This is a genomic window from Pseudomonas sp. R2-60-08W (assembly GCF_003852335.1).
GTDB lineage: Bacteria > Pseudomonadota > Gammaproteobacteria > Pseudomonadales > Pseudomonadaceae > Aquipseudomonas.
Genome location: NZ_CP027731.1, coordinates 1,694,697 through 1,713,422, shown reverse-complemented (window position 1 = coordinate 1,713,422; position 18,726 = coordinate 1,694,697). Strand labels below are relative to the sequence as shown.

General features: G+C 54.2%; 15 protein-coding genes. All 15 read right to left on the bottom strand.

Translation table 11 applies throughout. The annotated features are described in order from the left end of the window. Positions 1-120 precede the first annotated feature (120 nt). The gene (locus tag C4J90_RS07775; RefSeq protein WP_124419551.1) at positions 121-1,206 is read right to left on the bottom strand and encodes a glycosyltransferase; all 1,086 of its coding nucleotides are present in this window, start codon (positions 1,204-1,206) and stop codon (positions 121-123) included. Further along, positions 1,206-1,991 (bottom strand): glycosyltransferase family A protein, encoded by a 786-nt coding sequence (locus C4J90_RS07770; protein ID WP_124361866.1) that lies wholly within the window; start codon positions 1,989-1,991, stop codon positions 1,206-1,208. The genes C4J90_RS07775 and C4J90_RS07770 overlap by 1 nt, the downstream gene beginning before the upstream one ends. Next, entirely contained in the window at positions 1,988-3,235 is a 1,248-nt protein-coding gene (locus tag C4J90_RS07765; protein ID WP_124419550.1) for an oligosaccharide flippase family protein, read from the bottom strand. Before C4J90_RS07765 ends, C4J90_RS07770 begins: the two co-directional genes overlap by 4 nt. Position 3,236: 1 nt before the next feature. Then, on the bottom strand, positions 3,237-4,457 hold the full coding sequence (locus C4J90_RS07760) for a hypothetical protein (protein WP_124419549.1): 1,221 nt from the start codon (positions 4,455-4,457) through the stop codon (positions 3,237-3,239). A 294-nt stretch (positions 4,458-4,751) separates the two neighbouring features. Further along, complete coding sequence (locus C4J90_RS07755) at positions 4,752-6,032, bottom strand: Wzz/FepE/Etk N-terminal domain-containing protein (RefSeq protein WP_124414186.1); 1,281 nt, start codon at positions 6,030-6,032, stop codon at positions 4,752-4,754. A gap of 419 nt (positions 6,033-6,451) precedes the next feature. Next, positions 6,452-6,688, bottom strand: a complete 237-nt coding sequence (locus C4J90_RS07750) for a LapA family protein (RefSeq protein ID WP_124361862.1) — start codon at positions 6,686-6,688, stop codon at positions 6,452-6,454. A gap of 24 nt (positions 6,689-6,712) precedes the next feature. Continuing rightward, complete coding sequence (gene ihfB, locus C4J90_RS07745; protein ID WP_003189779.1) at positions 6,713-7,009, bottom strand: integration host factor subunit beta; 297 nt, start codon at positions 7,007-7,009, stop codon at positions 6,713-6,715. A gap of 132 nt (positions 7,010-7,141) precedes the next feature. Beyond that, positions 7,142-7,426, bottom strand: coding sequence for a hypothetical protein (locus C4J90_RS07740; protein WP_124419548.1), 285 nt, complete (start codon positions 7,424-7,426; stop codon positions 7,142-7,144). A gap of 158 nt (positions 7,427-7,584) precedes the next feature. Continuing rightward, positions 7,585-9,270, bottom strand: a complete 1,686-nt coding sequence (gene rpsA, locus C4J90_RS07735; RefSeq protein WP_124361860.1) for a 30S ribosomal protein S1 — start codon at positions 9,268-9,270, stop codon at positions 7,585-7,587. A 119-nt stretch (positions 9,271-9,389) separates the two neighbouring features. Then, positions 9,390-10,079 carry a (d)CMP kinase gene (gene cmk, locus C4J90_RS07730; protein WP_005786302.1) on the bottom strand — a complete coding sequence of 230 codons (690 nt, stop codon included), beginning with the start codon at positions 10,077-10,079 and terminating at the stop codon, positions 9,390-9,392. Beyond that, positions 10,076-12,286, bottom strand: coding sequence for a bifunctional prephenate dehydrogenase/3-phosphoshikimate 1-carboxyvinyltransferase (locus C4J90_RS07725; RefSeq protein WP_256658982.1), 2,211 nt, complete (start codon positions 12,284-12,286; stop codon positions 10,076-10,078). The genes cmk and C4J90_RS07725 overlap by 4 nt, the downstream gene beginning before the upstream one ends. A gap of 28 nt (positions 12,287-12,314) precedes the next feature. Further along, positions 12,315-13,427: a histidinol-phosphate transaminase gene (gene hisC / locus C4J90_RS07720; protein WP_124419546.1), complete on the bottom strand. Its 1,113-nt coding sequence runs from the start codon at positions 13,425-13,427 to the stop codon at positions 12,315-12,317. 9 nt (positions 13,428-13,436) lie between these two features. After that, the gene (gene pheA, locus C4J90_RS07715; protein ID WP_094952927.1) at positions 13,437-14,531 is read right to left on the bottom strand and encodes a prephenate dehydratase; all 1,095 of its coding nucleotides are present in this window, start codon (positions 14,529-14,531) and stop codon (positions 13,437-13,439) included. After that, positions 14,531-15,616 (bottom strand): 3-phosphoserine/phosphohydroxythreonine transaminase, encoded by a 1,086-nt coding sequence (gene serC, locus C4J90_RS07710; RefSeq protein ID WP_124361857.1) that lies wholly within the window; start codon positions 15,614-15,616, stop codon positions 14,531-14,533. Before serC ends, pheA begins: the two co-directional genes overlap by 1 nt. 231 nt (positions 15,617-15,847) lie before the next feature. Next, positions 15,848-18,502 (bottom strand): DNA gyrase subunit A, encoded by a 2,655-nt coding sequence (gene gyrA, locus C4J90_RS07705; RefSeq protein WP_124414182.1) that lies wholly within the window; start codon positions 18,500-18,502, stop codon positions 15,848-15,850. Between the last annotated feature and the right edge of the window lie 224 nt (positions 18,503-18,726).

The window sequence follows — 18,726 nt, the reverse complement described above, 5'->3', positions numbered from 1 at the left end:
TTTTTTAAATCCTAGCCCAAGCCAAACTTACCAGGTTCAGAGATTGGCCGTATCGCGTCGCCATACTCTCACTAAAAACCGTTCGGAAATTGCTGAAAACCGAAATTATGAGCTTTCTGGTTAGGTATATAACCGCTCCCATGTACTAATCACAGAGTTTATGGAAAAGTTATCAACCACTCTCGACCTGGCAGAGGTGACTAGCGAGTTCTTTTCCTCTGGAGGTAGGCTCAGTGCTAGTGTGATACTCTGACGTAATGCTTCAGGATTAAACGGTTCAACAAGATAGCCGCTGCCACCTAGCACCTCTTTCACCCCTCCGCAGTCTGTCGCAACCACTAAGGTTTTGCATGACATCGCCTCGGCCACTACGAGCCCGAAACCCTCCCATGCGGAAGACAATACATACACATCTGCAGCACAATAAAATGACGGTACGTCATTGCGTCGTCCAAAAAATTTTATCTTCTCGTCAAGGTGGGCTTCGTTGACGCGGAGCGCCAGATCAGTAGCCAAAGGACCGTCGCCCACTATCCACAGACGCACGTTTTCATCATCCTGCGAGATCAGCTTAAATGCATCTAATAAACAGGGATAGTTTTTTGCCTCGACGAGCCGCCCTACAGCCAATATAACTTTGATAGAAGAGTCTATTGACTCTCTGGCACGAACCTGATCACGCACTTGCTCATCAAAAACATAGCGCTCCGTATCTATCCCATTAGGTACAAAGATCATACGCCCGGCAGATGAGGCACCCTTTGCAATAAGTACATCAACGGCTTCCTGGCTCACATTTGTCGTAAGATCAGCTAGAAAATCAGTCAGACGGTAAGCCAGCATTTTCAGCTTACCACCTTCATTTGAACTGTGTGCCGTACAAATAAGCTTAGGTATTTTGATAACGAAACGAATCACCCTAGCTATCAAGTTCGCGTGCACCATATGACTATGTAGCACGTCGGGTTTAAATCGTCTAATTAGTTTAATCAGATTATTTATCGCGCGCACCATCCCACGTAACGTCTTATCACCATTCAACGCTACAACAGATACCCTGGGCTCCCCAGGAAGCACTTCCTGCTTGCCTGTCAAATAAGCAATAACGACGTTATGTCCCCGTGCACTCATGCGATCAGCAAGATCCACGACTTGTCTCTCGGCGCCACCCATGCCCAACCCTGTGATAAAAAACATTATGTTCATCAAGGCCTCCCTAGAACCATATACAAAAGGCATTGGGCAGACCTAATTAGGTTCTTAAACTTGTAAAACAAGGTTTTTTCGCGCAAGAACTGCGACCAATAATAAATAAAAAATCCTTTTGGATTAGCTCTTAAATGGCGTGAAAAGTTTCGGCTGTATCCGTCTTCCAGATAGTCGCAGAGATAAATTACTTTTCTCGTGAAAAATATTACATCTCCCACATCACCTATTTTATTCCAAATGTATAATTCTGGAACAAACTTCTCAGCTTCAAAAATTGGAAACGGAAACTTAGACATAACTTCAGTTCTAAATATATAAGCTAAATCGCCCTTGAACAATTTACCGGCTTCCGTCGGTGTGGAGATAAGGCTCGGTTCCGCAGTCTTTATCTCATTGCCGAGCAGCTCCCCACTAAAATAAGCTTTCCGATAGCACAAGCCAACTGTGCTACTAGTCGCGGCCGCGACTGACGCTAAAACAGTTTCGACAGCATCAGGCAGTAGTGCGTCATCGCTGTCGACAATGAAGATCCAATTTCCTTTTGCTGCCACCACTCCGCTATTAATAGCCGCGTGCTTCCCAGCATTATTCTGCCTGACCGCCGTTAGCCCGAAACCTAAATTGGTTTCTTTTAGCTCATTGACAAAGTTTTGTGTCTCATCAGAACTACCATCGTCTATCAGCACCCACTCAAACTCTTTTGAGCTTTGCTCACGCAGGCTCTTTAGCAACCGAGGAAGCGTTGTAAAGCGATTATATGTTGCCGTTAAAATTGTGATCACTCAGTACGCTCCTCAATATAAGTGACTGGCTTATACCGGCAAGACAATATAAGTAACGTAACGCATAACATAATTTCCGCCAAGACAAACCCGAGAACAATGCCGTTAACGTAGTACTTAATTGATAATAGACTCGCAACGAGTATAGACATCACCGAAAACAATAGCATCGCAGAACTAGCGACTTTATCCATGCCCCGAGGTATCAGCATGCATAGGCCCAATGCTTGATTAGCCATTCTGAAAGGGATTATCCATACAAAAACCTGCAACGTCGTCGTTGCCTGCTCAAAATCAGCGCCCAATAGTTTGTTTATTAGAAATCCACCAGCTACGGAAATGGCCAATGCGCTTACGCAACCCAGCAAGAACATCAGCCCCACGATGATCCAAGATAGCTTAGATGCAGCTTTTGCTGAGGAAAGATACTGTCTATTTAAATATGGAAAAAAACCAATGAGTACAGGATTTATAAAACCTACAAATCCTCTTATGATTTTTTCGGCAGGAACATATCCTGAAACAGCTACTTTCCCACAAAGTAATCCTACAAGAGCAGGGCCGGCGCTAAGCAAAATGTTGTTTGAGCTCTTATATATAAAAACGTGAAAGCCCTTGCGGATCTGAAGCCACCCGCCTAACAAGCTAAACCGAATCCTGCATCCGCCTCGGTAACATATATAATTCCCAATCAGCGTGTTTGCCAATGCAAATGTCGCTAAAATAGCTAATGCGAATAAAGCGTCACTTGGATGTCGAATAAAAATAAACAAGCATAAAAGGCTAGAGATACGTAGCGCCACTTCCAAAAACACAACAAGTGCAATTTTTTCAAGCCCTTGAAAAAACCAAAACGGGCTAAATCCGAAAGCTAAAAAGTACAAAAACCCCAGGCCTACAACCTCAATCTCGAAAGTATTCGAATAAAAAAACATATACAAAGTAAACGCTGTGAAACTTATGATAGAAGAGATTATAACTTTTGCAGAAAGCACTTCGCCGAAGACTTTCGACAGAGTCGACACATCAGTCTTGACTAACGAAACTTGCCGAGCAGCACTTAACGAAAACCCATACTCCACAACAAGTGAGGACAAAAGAGCAATCGATTGGACAAGTACTACCTTGCCGTATTCCTGAACGCCCAACGAACGTGCTAATACAGGTATTTCCAAGATAGGCACCAAATACCCAAAAAGCTGTACGACGAAAAGCAGGCTCATATTTTTAAATACGGTAAACACGTTATGATCCTATGTGCTTGTCATGTTTTATTTTATTCAAACTTAAATCTTCATACTTATAAGTACGAGAAAGCCAAGACACCATCACAATCCAATAACCCCATTCTGACATCTCGGTACTCAGCGGATGAAAGAGCATGATAAAAATATAACAAAGCCCCCCCAGCGCAGCGGCAAACTTAAAGAAAATATTTTTATTTAAACTGGCACTCTCCACGAGCGACAAAAAGAGAAAAATAAATGGCGTTAATATCAAAAACAAAAGTGCTAACTCACCGAGTACACCTACGTCGCCCAGCATACCTAAGTATACATTATGGATAACAATATTTTCGCCATCCACTACACTAAATGAACTGCCAAATCCGCAACCGAATGGAAAACACTTTTGAACGTTACTTATTCCATCCTGTATCATGGCAGATCTAACTGGATCCCCCTCAAGCAAACGATTTAAAACAAGCAATGAATCATGATTTGCAAAATCAAAGTTTGAAGATAGAAGCACACAAATTCCTGCAATCAAGCAAACAATTGCAATCATCAACGTCCTGATAGGAAAAATCAAAAACCGCAAGAGAAAGAAAGATAATATTACAATCGCAAACCAGAGAAATCCTGTTCTACTGGAATCGGCCAGCAATATATACACCGCTGCAATTAAAATTACGCCAGCAAAAAATGCTTTTTTCATGCCCGCCGAAAGCAGTGTTGCAATTATATAAGGCGCAAAAAAAGCACATACTTTCCACATTACTCCGGGATAGGCGAACTCGCTCCCTTGGCGGCCATCGCCTAATTGAACATAGAGCTCAACAAACACAAATTTTGACAAGACAAATACTATAAGTCCTACAATAATCGAAATTGAAGCAATCCTGTAAAAATCGTTCAATTCCAGCAAACTGGAACAGTTGTATATCACCAAAAACAGTATAAAAATCGCTATAAACTTCACACCTTGGTAAGCTGTATATATATCAGAATTAGCTACTCCTGAAATCATAAAAGCAAGTGCCATCAATGTGAAACCCAGCATGATAGCACTTCCCTCCGGCGTCAGCTTCAACCGTCCGCCGCAACCGTAAATCCCAAGTGCAAATACGCCCCCCCATAATAACCAGTAGTTAAGTGAGCCGATAATATTCCTGGTATCGCCCAAGGTCACGAGTACGCTGGCCGCAAGCACTGCCAAGAACGCGTAGCGTTTATTAATTTTCATATCGACCTCAGAATAAGCTCAACTAAAGCGTGTGCCGGTTACCAATCGAGCCATTCTCAGGTACCGATTAGAGGAAGGGACTACCAAAACGAGCCATAAGCCCGCAGCGACTAAAAGCACAATTTTACACTGCAACGGAGGCTTTCATCTAGGATCATCTGCTGGGCTTACAGTCAAAATACGACATTATAACAGATGGCAAATTGCCTTCAGGTTAATCGACTTCGGATCACTCACTCGCTTCCGAACGAGCATAGGCTCAGCTAACAATCGCCTACATCATGAGTGAAGAGTTCACAGAACTTTCGGATCGCGCAGCCTATGAATGACCGTACGAAAAAAAGCGAGAGCACATCCGATAATAAGGCCTAGCAACCCTCCGCCTGTAATGAGCAAAAGGCGATTTGGACTAATTGGGGTGGTGGGCTCTAATGCTTGTTTGTCAATGACTACGAGCTTAAGATGACTCATATCTTTATTTACCGTCAGCAGGCGTGCTTTCTCTGCACGCAATGGCTGTACATCATTCAAAAATAATTCGTCGTTCACTCGACTTTTCAAGACCTCTATTTCTCGATTAAACTCCAACAGCTTTAATTCTTTCGCAATTTGGGCGATACGTCTTTCAGTAAAGTCATTCGATTTTCGCTGTAGCAAGGCCGTACGCTCAGCCTCAAGCGCACTGACCCCCATAAAATATAAGGGAATCTGCTGATTGTTAATTTCTGTTCGCATAGTGATAGAACCAGAGTGTGCATCATCACCGACAGACGTAGGCGAAGCCGGCATTCTGATATTCAGTTTTTTGGCAATTGCTATCGCTTCATCCAGCTCAGCAATTCGATTTGAACTTAAGCTATGAAGTTGTATACGCAGCCCCTGAAGTTCATCTTTTAACTGAGCTCGGCGAATATTGTCTGATTCAGTCAGAGACGCTATCTTTGCTTCTTTCCATGTATCATAAGCTGAGCGGGCTGTGGCGAGTCTACCGTCAATTTCTTTTAATCGATTATTTACAATAACCGTCAAGTCTGCAGATATCTGATCACGCTCATTTGCTATTGCATACTTGATAAATCCATTGAGTATTGAAACTCCATCTATTCCTTTTGGATAATTTAGCTCAAGCTCCAGATAAGAACCAAGCGCGTCAACCTTATCCTTATTAGCCAATATTAAGTTAATTGATTTTTTATTAAACTCCTCAAATGCTTGCTGCAGAGTTTGTCCAGGACGCACAAACCCCTCAAATAATTTCTGATTGGACCTAAAAAACCCCATGCGAATCTCATAAGACTCTAAGGCCATACCGACTCTTACCAGTGCCTCGCTAGGAGGTAAAACATAAACTTCCGAGCGATTGAGCGCATCCAGTTCATTAATCGCAGCAGGCCGAAGTATACTGCTCACCTTGTATACTGGCGTGACCGAAAATGCATAGGCTGCAAAAGCTGATGCAATCACCGCGGCAGTTAAAAAAATAATGACTTTCTGATCCCAGAGATTTTTTATAATTCCGAACGAATTAAATTCTTTATGCTGGGGAACGAGGGCGGAGCGTAGGCTACTACTCACAACAAAAACCTGCCTTCAAAGAGAAACTGCGGGCTCGTTATGCAGACAATTTGCGTGTTTTTATTCTAATTGGATGACCGCCAAAACCCAGCGTCTCTGCCAGATTTGAGCGCACAAAATGACCGTTATCGAGAACAGATTCCATTTTGCCATCTCTTTGGCATATTACAAGACTTGACACATCTGTAAGAAAAGTCCTAATAAGCCAAGGAAATGGCTCATTCTGCGACGTCTGAGGAGTCAGATCGCAGAATATTGGAATAGATAAGACAGCACTCAGTCGTAAATGCTTGGGCCTGGCCTTAAAAGGGTGGTTAATCGATGTGATCTCGCAATGTAAAAAAGGCGCTACTAAGGGAATTTTATCTGATAGACGGTCATAAAATACTCGTTGAGGCTGTAGAGGCACACCCTATCTCCTACCCCTTCGTCGTAGCCCTAACACGCCGGCCGCGCACAAAAACCCCCAACAGCGGCCCAATCAACATCCCCACAATCAACCCCACCACTACAAACACCGCCACCGGCATCTGCGCAGTACTCCACCCCAGGAACGACAGCGCAACACCCTGCTGATTCTCGAGCACAAACGCCAATACCACCAGCGCAGCAACCAGCACCGCGAATACCGCGACAACGCGCTTAACCCCATGCATAACCATCTCCTACTCCAAAAACACTCAGACGCCCTCTTCCTCTTCTTCGTTCACCCGATCGCGCAATTCCTTGCCCGGCTTGAAGTGGGGAACGAACTTTCCGTCGAGGCTGACGGATTGGCCGGTCTTTGGGTTGCGGCCTACGCGCGGGGCGCGGTAGTGGAGGGAGAAGCTGCCGAAGCCGCGGATTTCGATGCGATCTCCGGTGGCCAGGCATTGGGACATTTGTTCAAGCATGGTCTTGATAGCCAGCTCCACATCCTTGGATGAGAGCAGCCCTTGATGGGTGACAATTCGTTCGATCAACTCCGACTTCGTCATATTTTTCCCTTCTTTTTCAAGCAGCTAGGAAAAGCGCTTCGAAGGTTTTAGCATGACTTGATGAATTTGAACAGCCCGTATATCAACTTATCTGCCGCTTAAATAAACGCCCGCAATGAGCGCATCGAAACCTCAGTTGCAGATTACCAACATCGTGCGCGTTACTGCGCCGGCGGGATTCCAGCCAAACGGATAGTCGCCCTCCTCATCCGCCGCATCACTGGAACGGGTGAGTACTTTGTAGCCCTGCATTTTGCATTCACGAGCAGCGCGTTTTTCGCACTTCTCCCATTTGTTGCCCAGGCCAGAGCAGTCGATCTCGATGCCGCTTATGCCGCTCTTGGCATGGGTCCTGGCGCTGGTGCTGGAGCAGCCCGCCAGAATGACTAACGCGAGCACTACGAGAATCCTGTTCATTCAAACCCTTATCGAATCAGTAACACGGAATATCTTTAAAAGACTATAGCCAGTTCTGACCGCAGGCTGAATGCCTTGGTTCGGCGGTGTTGATTCATCAAATTTCAGGCACAAAAAAGGGCGACCGAAGTCGCCCTTTTCCTACAGCTTTACAGAACTTAGTTCTGCTTAGCCATTGCTTCGCGCAGCAGGGAGGCCATGGTGGTCTCGCCAGTTGCAGCTGCCGGAGCTTCTTTCAGGCTCTGGATAGCTTCTTTCTCTTCCACTTCGTCTTTGGACTTGATGGAGAGTTGGATTACGCGGCTCTTGCGGTCAACGCTGATGATCTTGGCTTCTACTTCCTGGCCTTCTTTCAGAACGTTGCGCGCGTCTTCAACGCGGTCACGGCTGATTTCGGAGGCTTTCAGAGTCGCTTCGATATCGTCGGCCAGAGTGATGATGGCGCCTTTGGCGTCAACTTCTTTCACTGTACCTTTAACGATGGCGCCTTTGTCGTTCTCTTGAACGTACTCGGAGAACGGATCGCTTTCCAGTTGCTTGATACCCAGGGAGATGCGCTCGCGCTCTGGGTCAACCGACAGGATAACGGTGTCCAGCTCGTCGCCCTTCTTGAAACGACGAACAGCTTCTTCGCCAACTTCGTTCCAGGAGATGTCGGACAGGTGAACCAGGCCGTCGATGCCGCCGTCCAGACCAATGAAGATACCGAAATCGGTGATCGACTTGATGGTGCCGGAGATTTTATCGCCCTTGTTGAACTGGCCAGAGAAATCTTCCCATGGGTTAGATTTGCACTGCTTGATGCCCAGGGAGATACGACGACGCTCTTCGTCGATGTCCAGAACCATAACTTCCACTTCGTCGCCGACTTGTACGACTTTCGAAGGGTGGATGTTCTTGTTGGTCCAGTCCATTTCGGAAACGTGTACCAGGCCTTCAACGCCTTCTTCCAGCTCAGCGAAGCAGCCGTAGTCAGTCAGGTTGGTAACACGCGCGGTCACGCGGGTGCCTTCTGGGTAACGGGCTTTGATAGCGACCCATGGATCTTCACCCAGTTGCTTCAGGCCCAGGGAAACACGGTTGCGTTCGCGATCGTATTTCAGAACCTTGACATCGATCTCATCGCCAACGTTGACGATTTCCGATGGATGCTTGATACGCTTCCAAGCCATGTCGGTAATGTGCAGCAGGCCATCGACGCCACCCAGATCGACGAATGCGCCGTAATCGGTGAGGTTCTTGACGATACCTTTGACTTGTTGGCCTTCCTGCAGGGATTCCAGCAGAGCTTCACGCTCGGCGGAGTTCTCTGCTTCCAGCACGCTGCGACGGGAAACGACAACGTTGTTGCGCTTCTGGTCGAGTTTGATGACCTTGAATTCGAGTTCTTTGCCTTCCAGGTGCGTGGTGTCGCGCACTGGACGAACGTCGACCAAAGAACCTGGCAGGAACGCACGGATGCCGTTAACGTCGACAGTGAAGCCGCCTTTAACCTTACCGTTGATAACGCCCTTGACCACTTCTTCAGCTGCGAAGGCTGCTTCGAGAACAATCCAGCATTCAGCGCGCTTGGCTTTTTCACGGGACAGCTTGGTTTCACCGAAACCGTCTTCAACCGAGTCCAGAGCAACGTGAACTTCGTCACCGACATTGATTGTCAGATCACCAGCATCGTTGTAGAACTGTTCCAGCGGGATCAGAGCTTCAGACTTCAGACCAGCGTGAACGGTTACCCAGCGAGCTTGGTAATCGATATCAACGATAACACCGGTGATGATGGAGCCTGCCTGAAGGTTCAGGGTTTTTAGGCTTTCTTCAAAGAGTTCCGCAAAGCTTTCGCTCATTTTAATTCCTGTTGATAAGGGCGAAGAATACGCCCATCTCCACACCCCAGACGGTGTGGGTCAGTTTCAATTAAAAGAAGCGCTGCAGGACTATGACTGGTCCCCTGCAACCTTCTTGGTCACCCGGCGATATCGCGAATGGCGATCTCGCTCATGATGCGTTCCAGCACCTGCTCGATGGACAACTCCGTGGAATCCAGCTGTATGGCGTCAGCCGCCGGCTTGAGCGGGGCTACCGCACGCTGGGTATCACGCTCATCGCGTGCACGGATCTCATCTAGCAGACTCGACAGACTAACACCATCGACTTTGCCCTTCAACTGCAAGTAGCGGCGGCGGGCACGCTCCTCGGCGCTGGCGGTCAGGAAAATCTTCAGCGGCGCCTCGGGAAACACCACCGTGCCCATGTCGCGGCCGTCGGCCACCAGGCCCGGCGGCTCCTGAAACGCGCGCTGGCGCTGCAGCAAAGCCTCGCGAACCGCTGGCAGAGCCGCCACCTGGGACGCGCCGGCGCCGATACTCTCGGTGCGAATCACGTCACTGACTTCATCACCTTCGAGGATGATGCGCTGCAATTGACCGTCGGTCGCCGCGATGAACTGCACGTCCAGATGGGCGGCGATTTTCGTCAGCAACTCTTCGTTGGTCAGGTCGACACCATGGTTACGCGCAGCGAACGCCAGCAGGCGATACAGCGCGCCGGAATCCAGCAGGCACCAGCCCAGGCGCTTGGCCAGGATGCCGGCGATCGTGCCTTTGCCCGAGCCGCTTGGCCCGTCGATGGTAATCACCGGTGCTTTGATATTCACAATTGAGCCTCTTGGGCAACACGCATGCCGACGTGGGCACACAGTGTAAGAAAATTCGGAAAAGACGTAGCAACGTTGGCGCAATCACGGATACGAATCGGCGCCGCCGCTCGTAAGGACGCCACGCTGAATGCCATGGCAATCCGATGATCGCCATGGGCATGCACGTCGCCACCGTCTATCGGGCCGCCGTCGATGATAATCCCATCAGGCGTCGGTTCACACTTCACACCCAGCGCCAACAGACCGTCGGCCATGACCTGGATACGGTCGGACTCCTTCACCCGCAACTCCTCGGCGCCGCGCAGTACGGTTCGCCCCTGCGCGCAGGCGGCGGCGACGAACAGCACGGGGAACTCATCGATCGCCAGCGGCACCAGCGCTTCGGGAATCTCGATACCCTTGAGTACAGCCGCGCGTACACGCAGGTCGGCGACCGGTTCACCACCCACTTCACGCGGGTTTTCCAAGGTGATGTCTGCACCCATCAGGCGCAGGATATCGATCACCCCGGTGCGGGTCGGGTTGATACCGACATGTTCCAGCAACAGCTCGGAACCCTCGGCAATCGTGGCTGCGACCAGGAAAAAAGCCGACGAGGAAATGTCTCCCGGTACCTCTATATGGGTAGCGGTCAACGCATGCCCGGATTCAATCGACGCCGTCGCGCCCTCCACACCCACCGGATAGCCAAAACCGCGCAACATGCGTTCGGTATGGTCGCGGGTCGGTGCAGGCTCGGTCACGCAGGTTTTACCTTCGGCATACAGCCCGGCCAACAACAGGCAGGATTTCACCTGGGCGCTGGCCATTGGTAGTACATAATTCAAGCCTTTCAGCGCCTGGCCGCCGCGAATGGTCAGCGGCGGACGCCCTTGCGGCCCGGTCTCGATCACTGCGCCCATTTCCCGCAACGGCTCAGCCACGCGATTCATTGGGCGCTTGGACAGCGACGCATCGCCCGTCAGCACGCTGTCGAAGCGCTGCGCCGCCAGCAACCCGGACAACAGGCGCATGGACGTTCCGGAGTTACCCAGGTAAATCGGCCCTGGCGCCGGCTTCAAGCCATGCAAACCCACGCCATGAATCGTCACCCGCCCATGGTGCGGCCCTTCAATCACCACGCCCATGTCGCGGAACGCCTGCAACGTCGCCAGGGCATCTTCGCCCTCCAGGAAGCCTTCAACTTCGGTCACGCCGTCGGCCAGTGAGCCCAGCATGATCGACCGATGGGAGATCGACTTGTCACCCGGCACCCGGATGCGCCCGCTCAAGCGGCCACCCGGGCTGGCGATGAACGTCTGCTCGTCGGCGCTCACTGCGGTTTCCATATAGGCCCGGCGCGCCAGGATCTTGCTGAAGTGCTCACGCGCCACCCGCGCACGGGTGAACACGCCCAGTAATTGGTGACCATCACCTGCATCCACCGCATCACGCAGGGCATCGAGGTCGCTGCGGAAGGTATCCAGAGTGCGCAACACCGCTTCGCGATTGGCGAGGAAGATGTCGTGCCACATCACCGGATCGCTGCCGGCAATCCGCGTGAAGTCGCGAAAACCTCCGGCGGCATAGCGGAAAATCTCCAGATTTTCGTTACGCTTGGCCAACGAATCCACTAGGCCAAACGCCAGCAGATGGGGCAGATGACTGGTAGCAGCGAGCACTTCGTCGTGGCGTTCGACCTGCATATGCTCCACGTCCGCCCCCAGCTCCCGCCACAGCCGATCCACCACGGCCAACGCCGCTGGGTCAGTCTGCGCATGCGGGGTCAGGATCACTTTGTGCCGACGAAACAGCTGTGCATTGGACGCCTCCACCCCGCTCTGCTCGGAACCGGCAATCGGATGGCCCGGCACGAAGCGCGGCGGCATTTCACCAAACGCCAGTTGCGCCGCGCGCACCACATTGCCCTTGGCACTGCCGACATCCGTGAGAATCGCGCTGCCCAGGTCCAGGCCGGCCAAAATCGCCAGGAGCTTTTCCATGGCCAGGATCGGTACCGCCAGCTGGATTACGTCGGCGCCCTGGCACGCGATGGCCAGGTCCGCCTCACAACGGTCTACCACCCCCAGTTCTACCGCCAACTGGCGCGAATGCGGGTCCAGGTCCACGCCCACCACTTCGCCGCACAAACCACTCTCACGCAGGCCTTTGGCGAAGGAACCCCCGATCAACCCAAGACCGACCACCACCAGGCGACCGATCATAGGCACAGCAGGTTGCAATGCAGTGACATCAACCACGGGCCAGAACCTTGGCCAACGCCTCCAGGAAGCGGCTGTTCTCAGCCGGCAAACCGATGGTGACACGCAGGTGATTCGGCATGCCGTAATTGGCCACCGGACGCACGATCACGCCTTCGCGCAGCAACCCCTGGAAGACCGGGGCGGCTACCTGGCCGAGGTCGACACAGATGAAGTTGCCCTTGGACGCAATCCAGCCCAGGCCCAGCTCGCGGAAACCTGCCTGCAATTGCTGCATGCCGCTTTCGTTGAGGCGACGGCTTTCTGCCAGATAGTCGGCACCCTTGATCGCCGCACAGGCCGCCGCCAGGGCGAGACTGTTGACGTTGAACGGCTGGCGCACGCGGTTCAGCACATCGGCAACCACCGCCGTGGACAAGCCGTAACCGACCCGCAGCGAGGCCAGGCCATAGGCCTTGGAGAACGTGCGCGACACCAGCAGGTTCGGGTAGGCCGCCAGGAAGTCCAGGCCATCCGGCAGGTCGCTGCCTTCGGCGTACTCGATGTAAGCCTCGTCCAGCACCACCAGCACATGCTCGGGCACGCCTTGCAGGAAGTCGTCCAGCGCCTGTGCGTCGAACCAGGTACCGGTGGGGTTATTCGGGTTGGCAATGAACACCACGCGGGTCTGGGCGTCGATGGCCGCCAGCATCGCCGGCAGGTCATGGCCCCACTCTTTTGCCGGTATAACGCGGGCATCCGCGCCTACGGCCTGGGTCACGATCGGGTAGACCGCAAAGGCATGCTCACTGAACACCGCATTCAGGCCGGGCGCCAGATAAGCGCGACCGACCAGCTCAAGGATGTCGTTGGAACCGTTGCCCAGGGTCACCTGATTCAGCTCGACCCGGCATTTTTGCGCCAGCAGCGACTTGAGGGCAAAGCCGTTGCCGTCGGGGTAACGGGTCAGCTCAGCCAGCTCTTCACGAATCGCCGCCAGCACCTTGGGGCTCGGGCCCAGCGGGTTTTCGTTACTCGCCAGCTTGACGATCTTGGACGGGTCCAGATTCAACTCACGCGCCAGCTCGTCCACAGGCTTGCCCGGAACGTAAGGCGACAGTTGTTGCACGCCCGGCTGCGCCAGGGCGAGGAAGTTGCCACTCATGTTAAAGCCTCACAAAACCGCTTTCGGGTAAGAGCCCAGCACCTTGAGTGCCACGGCCTCCTGGCTGATTTTCTCCAGCACGCCTTTGACCAGTGGGTCGCGGTGATGCCCGATGAAGTCGATGAAGAACACGTAGGTCCATTTACCGCTGCGCGAAGGACGCGTCTCGATGCGCGTCAGGTCGATGCCGTTGTCGTGGAACGGCACCAGCAGCTCATGCAGCGCGCCCGGCTTGTTGCTCATGGAGACGATGATCGACGTCTTGTCGTCGCCGGTAGGCGGCACTTCCTGGCTACCGATCATCAGGAAACGCGTGGAGTTGTCCGGGCGGTCCTCGATTTTCTCGGCCAGGCGCGTCAAGCCATACAGGCCCGCCGCCATATCGCCGGCAATCGCCGCCGAGTTCCACTCGCCCTTGACCCGCTTGGCCGCCTCGGCATTGCTGGAGACCGCCACGCGCTCGACATTCGGGTAATGCGCATCCAGCCACTTGCGGCACTGGGCCAGGGACTGGGCGTGGGAATAGATCCGGCTGATGCTGTCGGTCTTGGTGTTCTCGCCCACCAACAGGTGATGGTGGATGCGCAGCTCGACCTCACCGCAGATCACCATGTCGTGTTCCAGGAAGCTGTCCAGCGTGTGGTTGACCGCGCCTTCGGTGGAGTTTTCCACCGGCACCACGCCAAAATTCACCGCACCGGCCGCCACTTCGCGGAACACTTCGTCGATCGCCGCCATCGGCTTGCTGATCACGGCGTGGCCGAAATGTTTCATGGCCGCCGCCTGGGTGAAGGTGCCTTCCGGGCCGAGGTACGCCACTTTCAGCGGCTGCTCCAGGGCCAGGCACGAGGACATGATTTCACGGAACAACCGCGCCATTTCTTCGTTGCCCAGCGGGCCTTGGTTGCGTTCCATCACGCGCTTGAGCACCTGGGCTTCTCGCTCGGGCCGGTAGAACACCGGCACTTCGCCTTCGGCCAGGGACGCCATTTTCACCCGCGCCACTTCCTGGGCGCAGCGTGCGCGCTCACTGATCAGCTCGAGGACTTTCTCGTCCAGGCTGTCGATGCGTACACGCAGGGCCTTGAGTTCTTGCTCAGACATTAGCCGTGTTCCTTTTCAAACTCTGCCATGTAGGCAACCAGCGCGTTGATCGCGTGGATGTCGACAGCGTTATAGATGGAGGCGCGCATGCCGCCGACCGAACGGTGGCCCTTGAGGTTCAACAGGCCACGCGCTTCGGCGCCGGCCAGGAATGGCTTGTCCAGGCGGTCATCGGCCAGGCGGAACGGCACGTTCATCCACGAGCGGTCGCTGAGGTTGATCGGGTTGCTGTACAGGCCGCTGGCGTCGATAAAGTCGTACAGGGTGCGCTTCTTCACTTCGTTGAGCTTACCCATGGCCGCCACGCCGCCCTGCTCCTTGAGCCATTCGAACACTAGGCCGGACAAGTACCAGGCGAACGCCGGCGGAGTGTTGTACATCGAGCCGTTATCGGCCGCGACCTTGTAGTTGAGCATGGTCGGGCACAGCGAGCGGGCGCGACCCAGCAGGTCTTCACGGATGATGTTGACCAGGATGCCGCTCGGGCCGATGTTTTTCTGTGCGCCGGCGTAGATCATGCCGTACTTGGACACATCGATCGGGCGCGAGAGGATGTCCGAAGACATGTCGCACACCAGTGGAACGTCGCCCACCTGCGGCACCCAGTCGAATTCCAGGCCACCGATGGTTTCGTTGGCGACGTAGTGCACGTAGGCCGCGTCCTTCGACAGTTTCCATTCGTTCTGACCCGGAATGGCGAAGTAGTCATAAGGCTTGGCGGTGCCTGCCACGTTGACGTGACCATAGCGGGAGGCCTCTTCAATGGCCTTCTGCCCCCAGATACCGGTGTCGATATAGTCCGCCGTGCCGTCTTCCGGCAGCAGGTTCAGCGGGATCTGGGCGAACTGCTGGCTCGCGCCGCCCTGCAGGAACAGCACCTTGTAGTGGGAAGGGATGCCCAGCAAGTCGCGCAGGTCCTGCTCAGCCTTGGTGGCGATGGATACGAACTCATCGCTGCGATGGCTCATTTCCATCACGGAGAGGCCTTTTCCATGCCAGTCGAGGAGTTCAGCCTGCGCGCGCTGCAGGACTGCTTCAGGAAGCGCCGCGGGACCGGCACAGAAGTTATAGGCTCTCTTGCTCACATCCAATCTCACTCTGGTCTGGTGGTAGTCACGCAAACATATCAGCCGACACCGGATCCCGTGCGGGAGCGGGCTTGCTCGCGAAAGCGGTGGGTCAGTCAGCTTATGTGCCGCTGACACTCCGCAATCGGGAGCAAGCCCCCTCCCACAGTTGGATTTTCATCGCTGTCGATATTTCCATCCGGACAAACAACAAGGGGGCGAATCTTCATCCGCCCCCTGTGTGTCCGCTTATTCCTGCGGTTCTTCTTCGTCTGCGGCAGCATCGAGGGTTGGCTCGTCGACGTGGTCATCGCCGGTTGCGATCACCTCGCCTTCAAACTCCTCACCTTCCAGCTCTTCACCTTCAACTTCCGAAGGCTCCTGCACACGCTCAAGACCGACCAGCTTCTCGTCCTTGGCCAGCTTGATCAAAGTCACGCCCTGGGTGTTACGGCCCAGGCTCGAGACTTCTGCCACGCGGGTACGTACCAGGGTGCCCTGGTCGGAAATCAGCATGATTTCCTCGCCGTCGAGCACCTGCACCGCGCCGACCAGACGACCGTTGCGGTCGTTGCTGACCATGGCGATCACGCCCTGGCCGCCACGCTTGTACTCCGGGAACTCGCTGATGGCGGTGCGCTTGCCGTAGCCACGCTCGGACGCGGTAAGGATCTGGCTGCCTTCTTCCGGGATCAGCATGGAAATCAGCTTCTGCCCTTCCGGCAGGCGCATGCCGCGCACACCACGGGCAGTACGGCCCATGGCGCGAACGTCGGATTCCTTGAAGCGCGTGACCTTGCCGCCGTCGGAGAACAGCATGACTTCGCGCTCGCCATCGGTAATGGCCGCCGAAATCAGCACGTCGCCTTCATCCAGTTCCAGGGCGATCAGGCCCACGCTGCGTTGACGGCTGAAGGATTCCAGCGGGGTCTTCTTCACGGTGCCTTTGGCGGTGGCCATGAAGATGAAGTGACCCTCGGTGTATTCATCGACCGGCAGCATGGTGGTGATGTATTCATCACTGTCCAGCGGCAGCAGGTTGACCAGCGGGCGACCACGGGCAGCGCGGGACGCTTCAGGGATTTCGTAGGTTTTCAACCAGTACACCTTGCCCTTGCTGGAGAACAGCAGCAGCGTGGTGTGGCTGTTGGCAACCAGCAGGTGAGCGATGTAGTCCTCATCCTTAACGCCGGTAGCCGATTTACCTTTACCGCCACGACGCTGGGCCTGGTAGGCCGCCAATGGCTGGGTCTTGGCATAGCCGCCGTGGGAGATGGTCACCACGCGCTCTTCTTCCGGGATCATGTCACCCAGGGTCAGGTCGAGGCGCGCGTCGAGGATTTCGGTACGGCGCACGTCGCCGTATTCGGCGCGGATCACTTCGAGTTCTTCGCGGATCACTTCCATCAGGCGCACGGCGCTGTTGAGGATGCGGATCAACTCGCCGATCTGGTTGAGGATTTCCTGATACTCGGCCAGCAGCTTCTCGTGCTCCAGACCGGTCAGGCGGTGCAGGCGCAGTTCCAGGATGGCCTGGGCCTGTTCCGGCGACAGGAAGTACTTGCCTTCGCGCAGGCCGTATTGCGGATCCAGGGTTTCCGGACGGCACGAGTCGGCGCCGGCGCGTTCAACCATCGCGACCACAGCGCTGGACTCCCAAGGCGTGCTGATCAGCGCTTCCTTGGCTTCCGACGGGGTTGGCGAGGCCTTGATCAGGGCGATCACCGGGTCGATGTTCGACAGCGCAACTGCCTGGCCTTCCAGGATGTGGCCGCGCTCGCGGGCCTTGCGCAGTTCGAACACGGTACGACGGGTGACGACTTCGCGACGGTGACGCACGAAGGCTTCCAGCAAGTCCTTGAGGTTCAGGATGCGCGGGCGGCCATCGATCAGCGCAACAACGTTGATACCAAACACGCTTTGCAGCTGGGTCTGGGCGTAGAGGTTGTTGAGGATCACCTCAGGCACTTCGCCACGACGCAGCTCGATCACCACGCGCATACCGTCTTTGTCGGACTCGTCGCGCAGCTCGGTGATGCCTTCGAGCTTCTTCTCTTTAACCAGCTCGGCGATCTTTTCGATCAGGCGCGCCTTGTTCAACTGGTACGGAAGTTCGGTGATGACGATCTGCTGGCGGCCACCGACCTTGTCGATGTCTTCGATCATCGAGCGGGCACGCATGTAAATGCGGCCGCGACCGGTGCGGTAGGCTTCGATGATGCCGGCGCGACCGTTGATGATTGCGGCGGTCGGGAAATCCGGGCCGGGGATGTATTGCATCAGCTCATCGATGGTCAGCTCGGGGTTGTCGATGAGGGCCAGGCAACCGTCGATCACTTCACCGAGGTTGTGCGGCGGGATGTTGGTGGCCATGCCCACGGCGATACCGCTGGAACCGTTGACCAGCAGGTTGGGAATACGGGTGGGCATGACGGCCGGGATCATTTCGGTGCCGTCGTAGTTCGGCACCCAGTCCACGGTTTCTTTATGCAGGTCGGCCAGCAGCTCGTGCGCCAGCTTGGTCATGCGCACTTCGGTGTATCGCATGGCTGCGGCGTTGTCGCCGTCGACCGAACCGAAGTTGCCCTGGCCGTCTACCAGCAGGTAGCGTAGGGAAAACGGCTGGGCCATCCGAACGATGGTGTCGTACACCGCAGTGTCGCCGTGAGGGTGATACTTACCGATCACGTCACCGACAACACGGGCAGATTTCTTGTACGGCTTGTTCCAGTCGTTACCCAGCTCGCTCATCGCGAACAGCACACGCCGGTGCACGGGCTTCAAGCCATCGCGCGCATCAGGCAGTGCCCGACCGACAATTACGCTCATCGCGTAGTCGAGGTAGGACTGTTTCAGCTCGTCTTCGATATTGACCGGGAGGATTTCTTTGGCCAGTTCGCCCATGAGAAGCCTGATTCCTTTTTCGGGTGAAACTTCGTCACGTCCAGATGGGCCGAACGAAGCTCGCCGCTGCCGGCACGGTGCCTGACAACGACTTACGACAAATCAACGAGTTATGACACGGATCTGCACGTTATGGGCAACCCCTCGGGGCGGCCCTGGAAACCGCCGGATGTTATCACAATCGCCGCCACGCACCTATCCCCCTGATGCGCATGGAGGCTAGT

What these genes read in the sequence shown, in the direction of transcription:
- gyrA (WP_124414182.1), bottom strand. Translation starts at nt 18,502, where the DNA reads ATGGGCGAACTGGCCAAAGAAATCCTCCCGGTCAATATCGAAGACGAG.
- C4J90_RS07725 (WP_256658982.1), bottom strand. Translation starts at nt 12,286, where the DNA reads ATGATCGGTCGCCTGGTGGTGGTCGGTCTTGGGTTGATCGGGGGTTCC.
- hisC (WP_124419546.1), bottom strand. Translation starts at nt 13,427, where the DNA reads ATGAGTGGCAACTTCCTCGCCCTGGCGCAGCCGGGCGTGCAACAACTG.
- C4J90_RS07760 (WP_124419549.1), bottom strand. Translation starts at nt 4,457, where the DNA reads ATGAAAATTAATAAACGCTACGCGTTCTTGGCAGTGCTTGCGGCCAGC.
- pheA (WP_094952927.1), bottom strand. Translation starts at nt 14,531, where the DNA reads ATGTCTGAGCAAGAACTCAAGGCCCTGCGTGTACGCATCGACAGCCTG.
- C4J90_RS07740 (WP_124419548.1), bottom strand. Translation starts at nt 7,426, where the DNA reads ATGAACAGGATTCTCGTAGTGCTCGCGTTAGTCATTCTGGCGGGCTGC.
- ihfB (WP_003189779.1), bottom strand. Translation starts at nt 7,009, where the DNA reads ATGACGAAGTCGGAGTTGATCGAACGAATTGTCACCCATCAAGGGCTG.
- C4J90_RS07775 (WP_124419551.1), bottom strand. Translation starts at nt 1,206, where the DNA reads ATGAACATAATGTTTTTTATCACAGGGTTGGGCATGGGTGGCGCCGAG.
- rpsA (WP_124361860.1), bottom strand. Translation starts at nt 9,270, where the DNA reads ATGAGCGAAAGCTTTGCGGAACTCTTTGAAGAAAGCCTAAAAACCCTG.
- C4J90_RS07750 (WP_124361862.1), bottom strand. Translation starts at nt 6,688, where the DNA reads ATGCATGGGGTTAAGCGCGTTGTCGCGGTATTCGCGGTGCTGGTTGCT.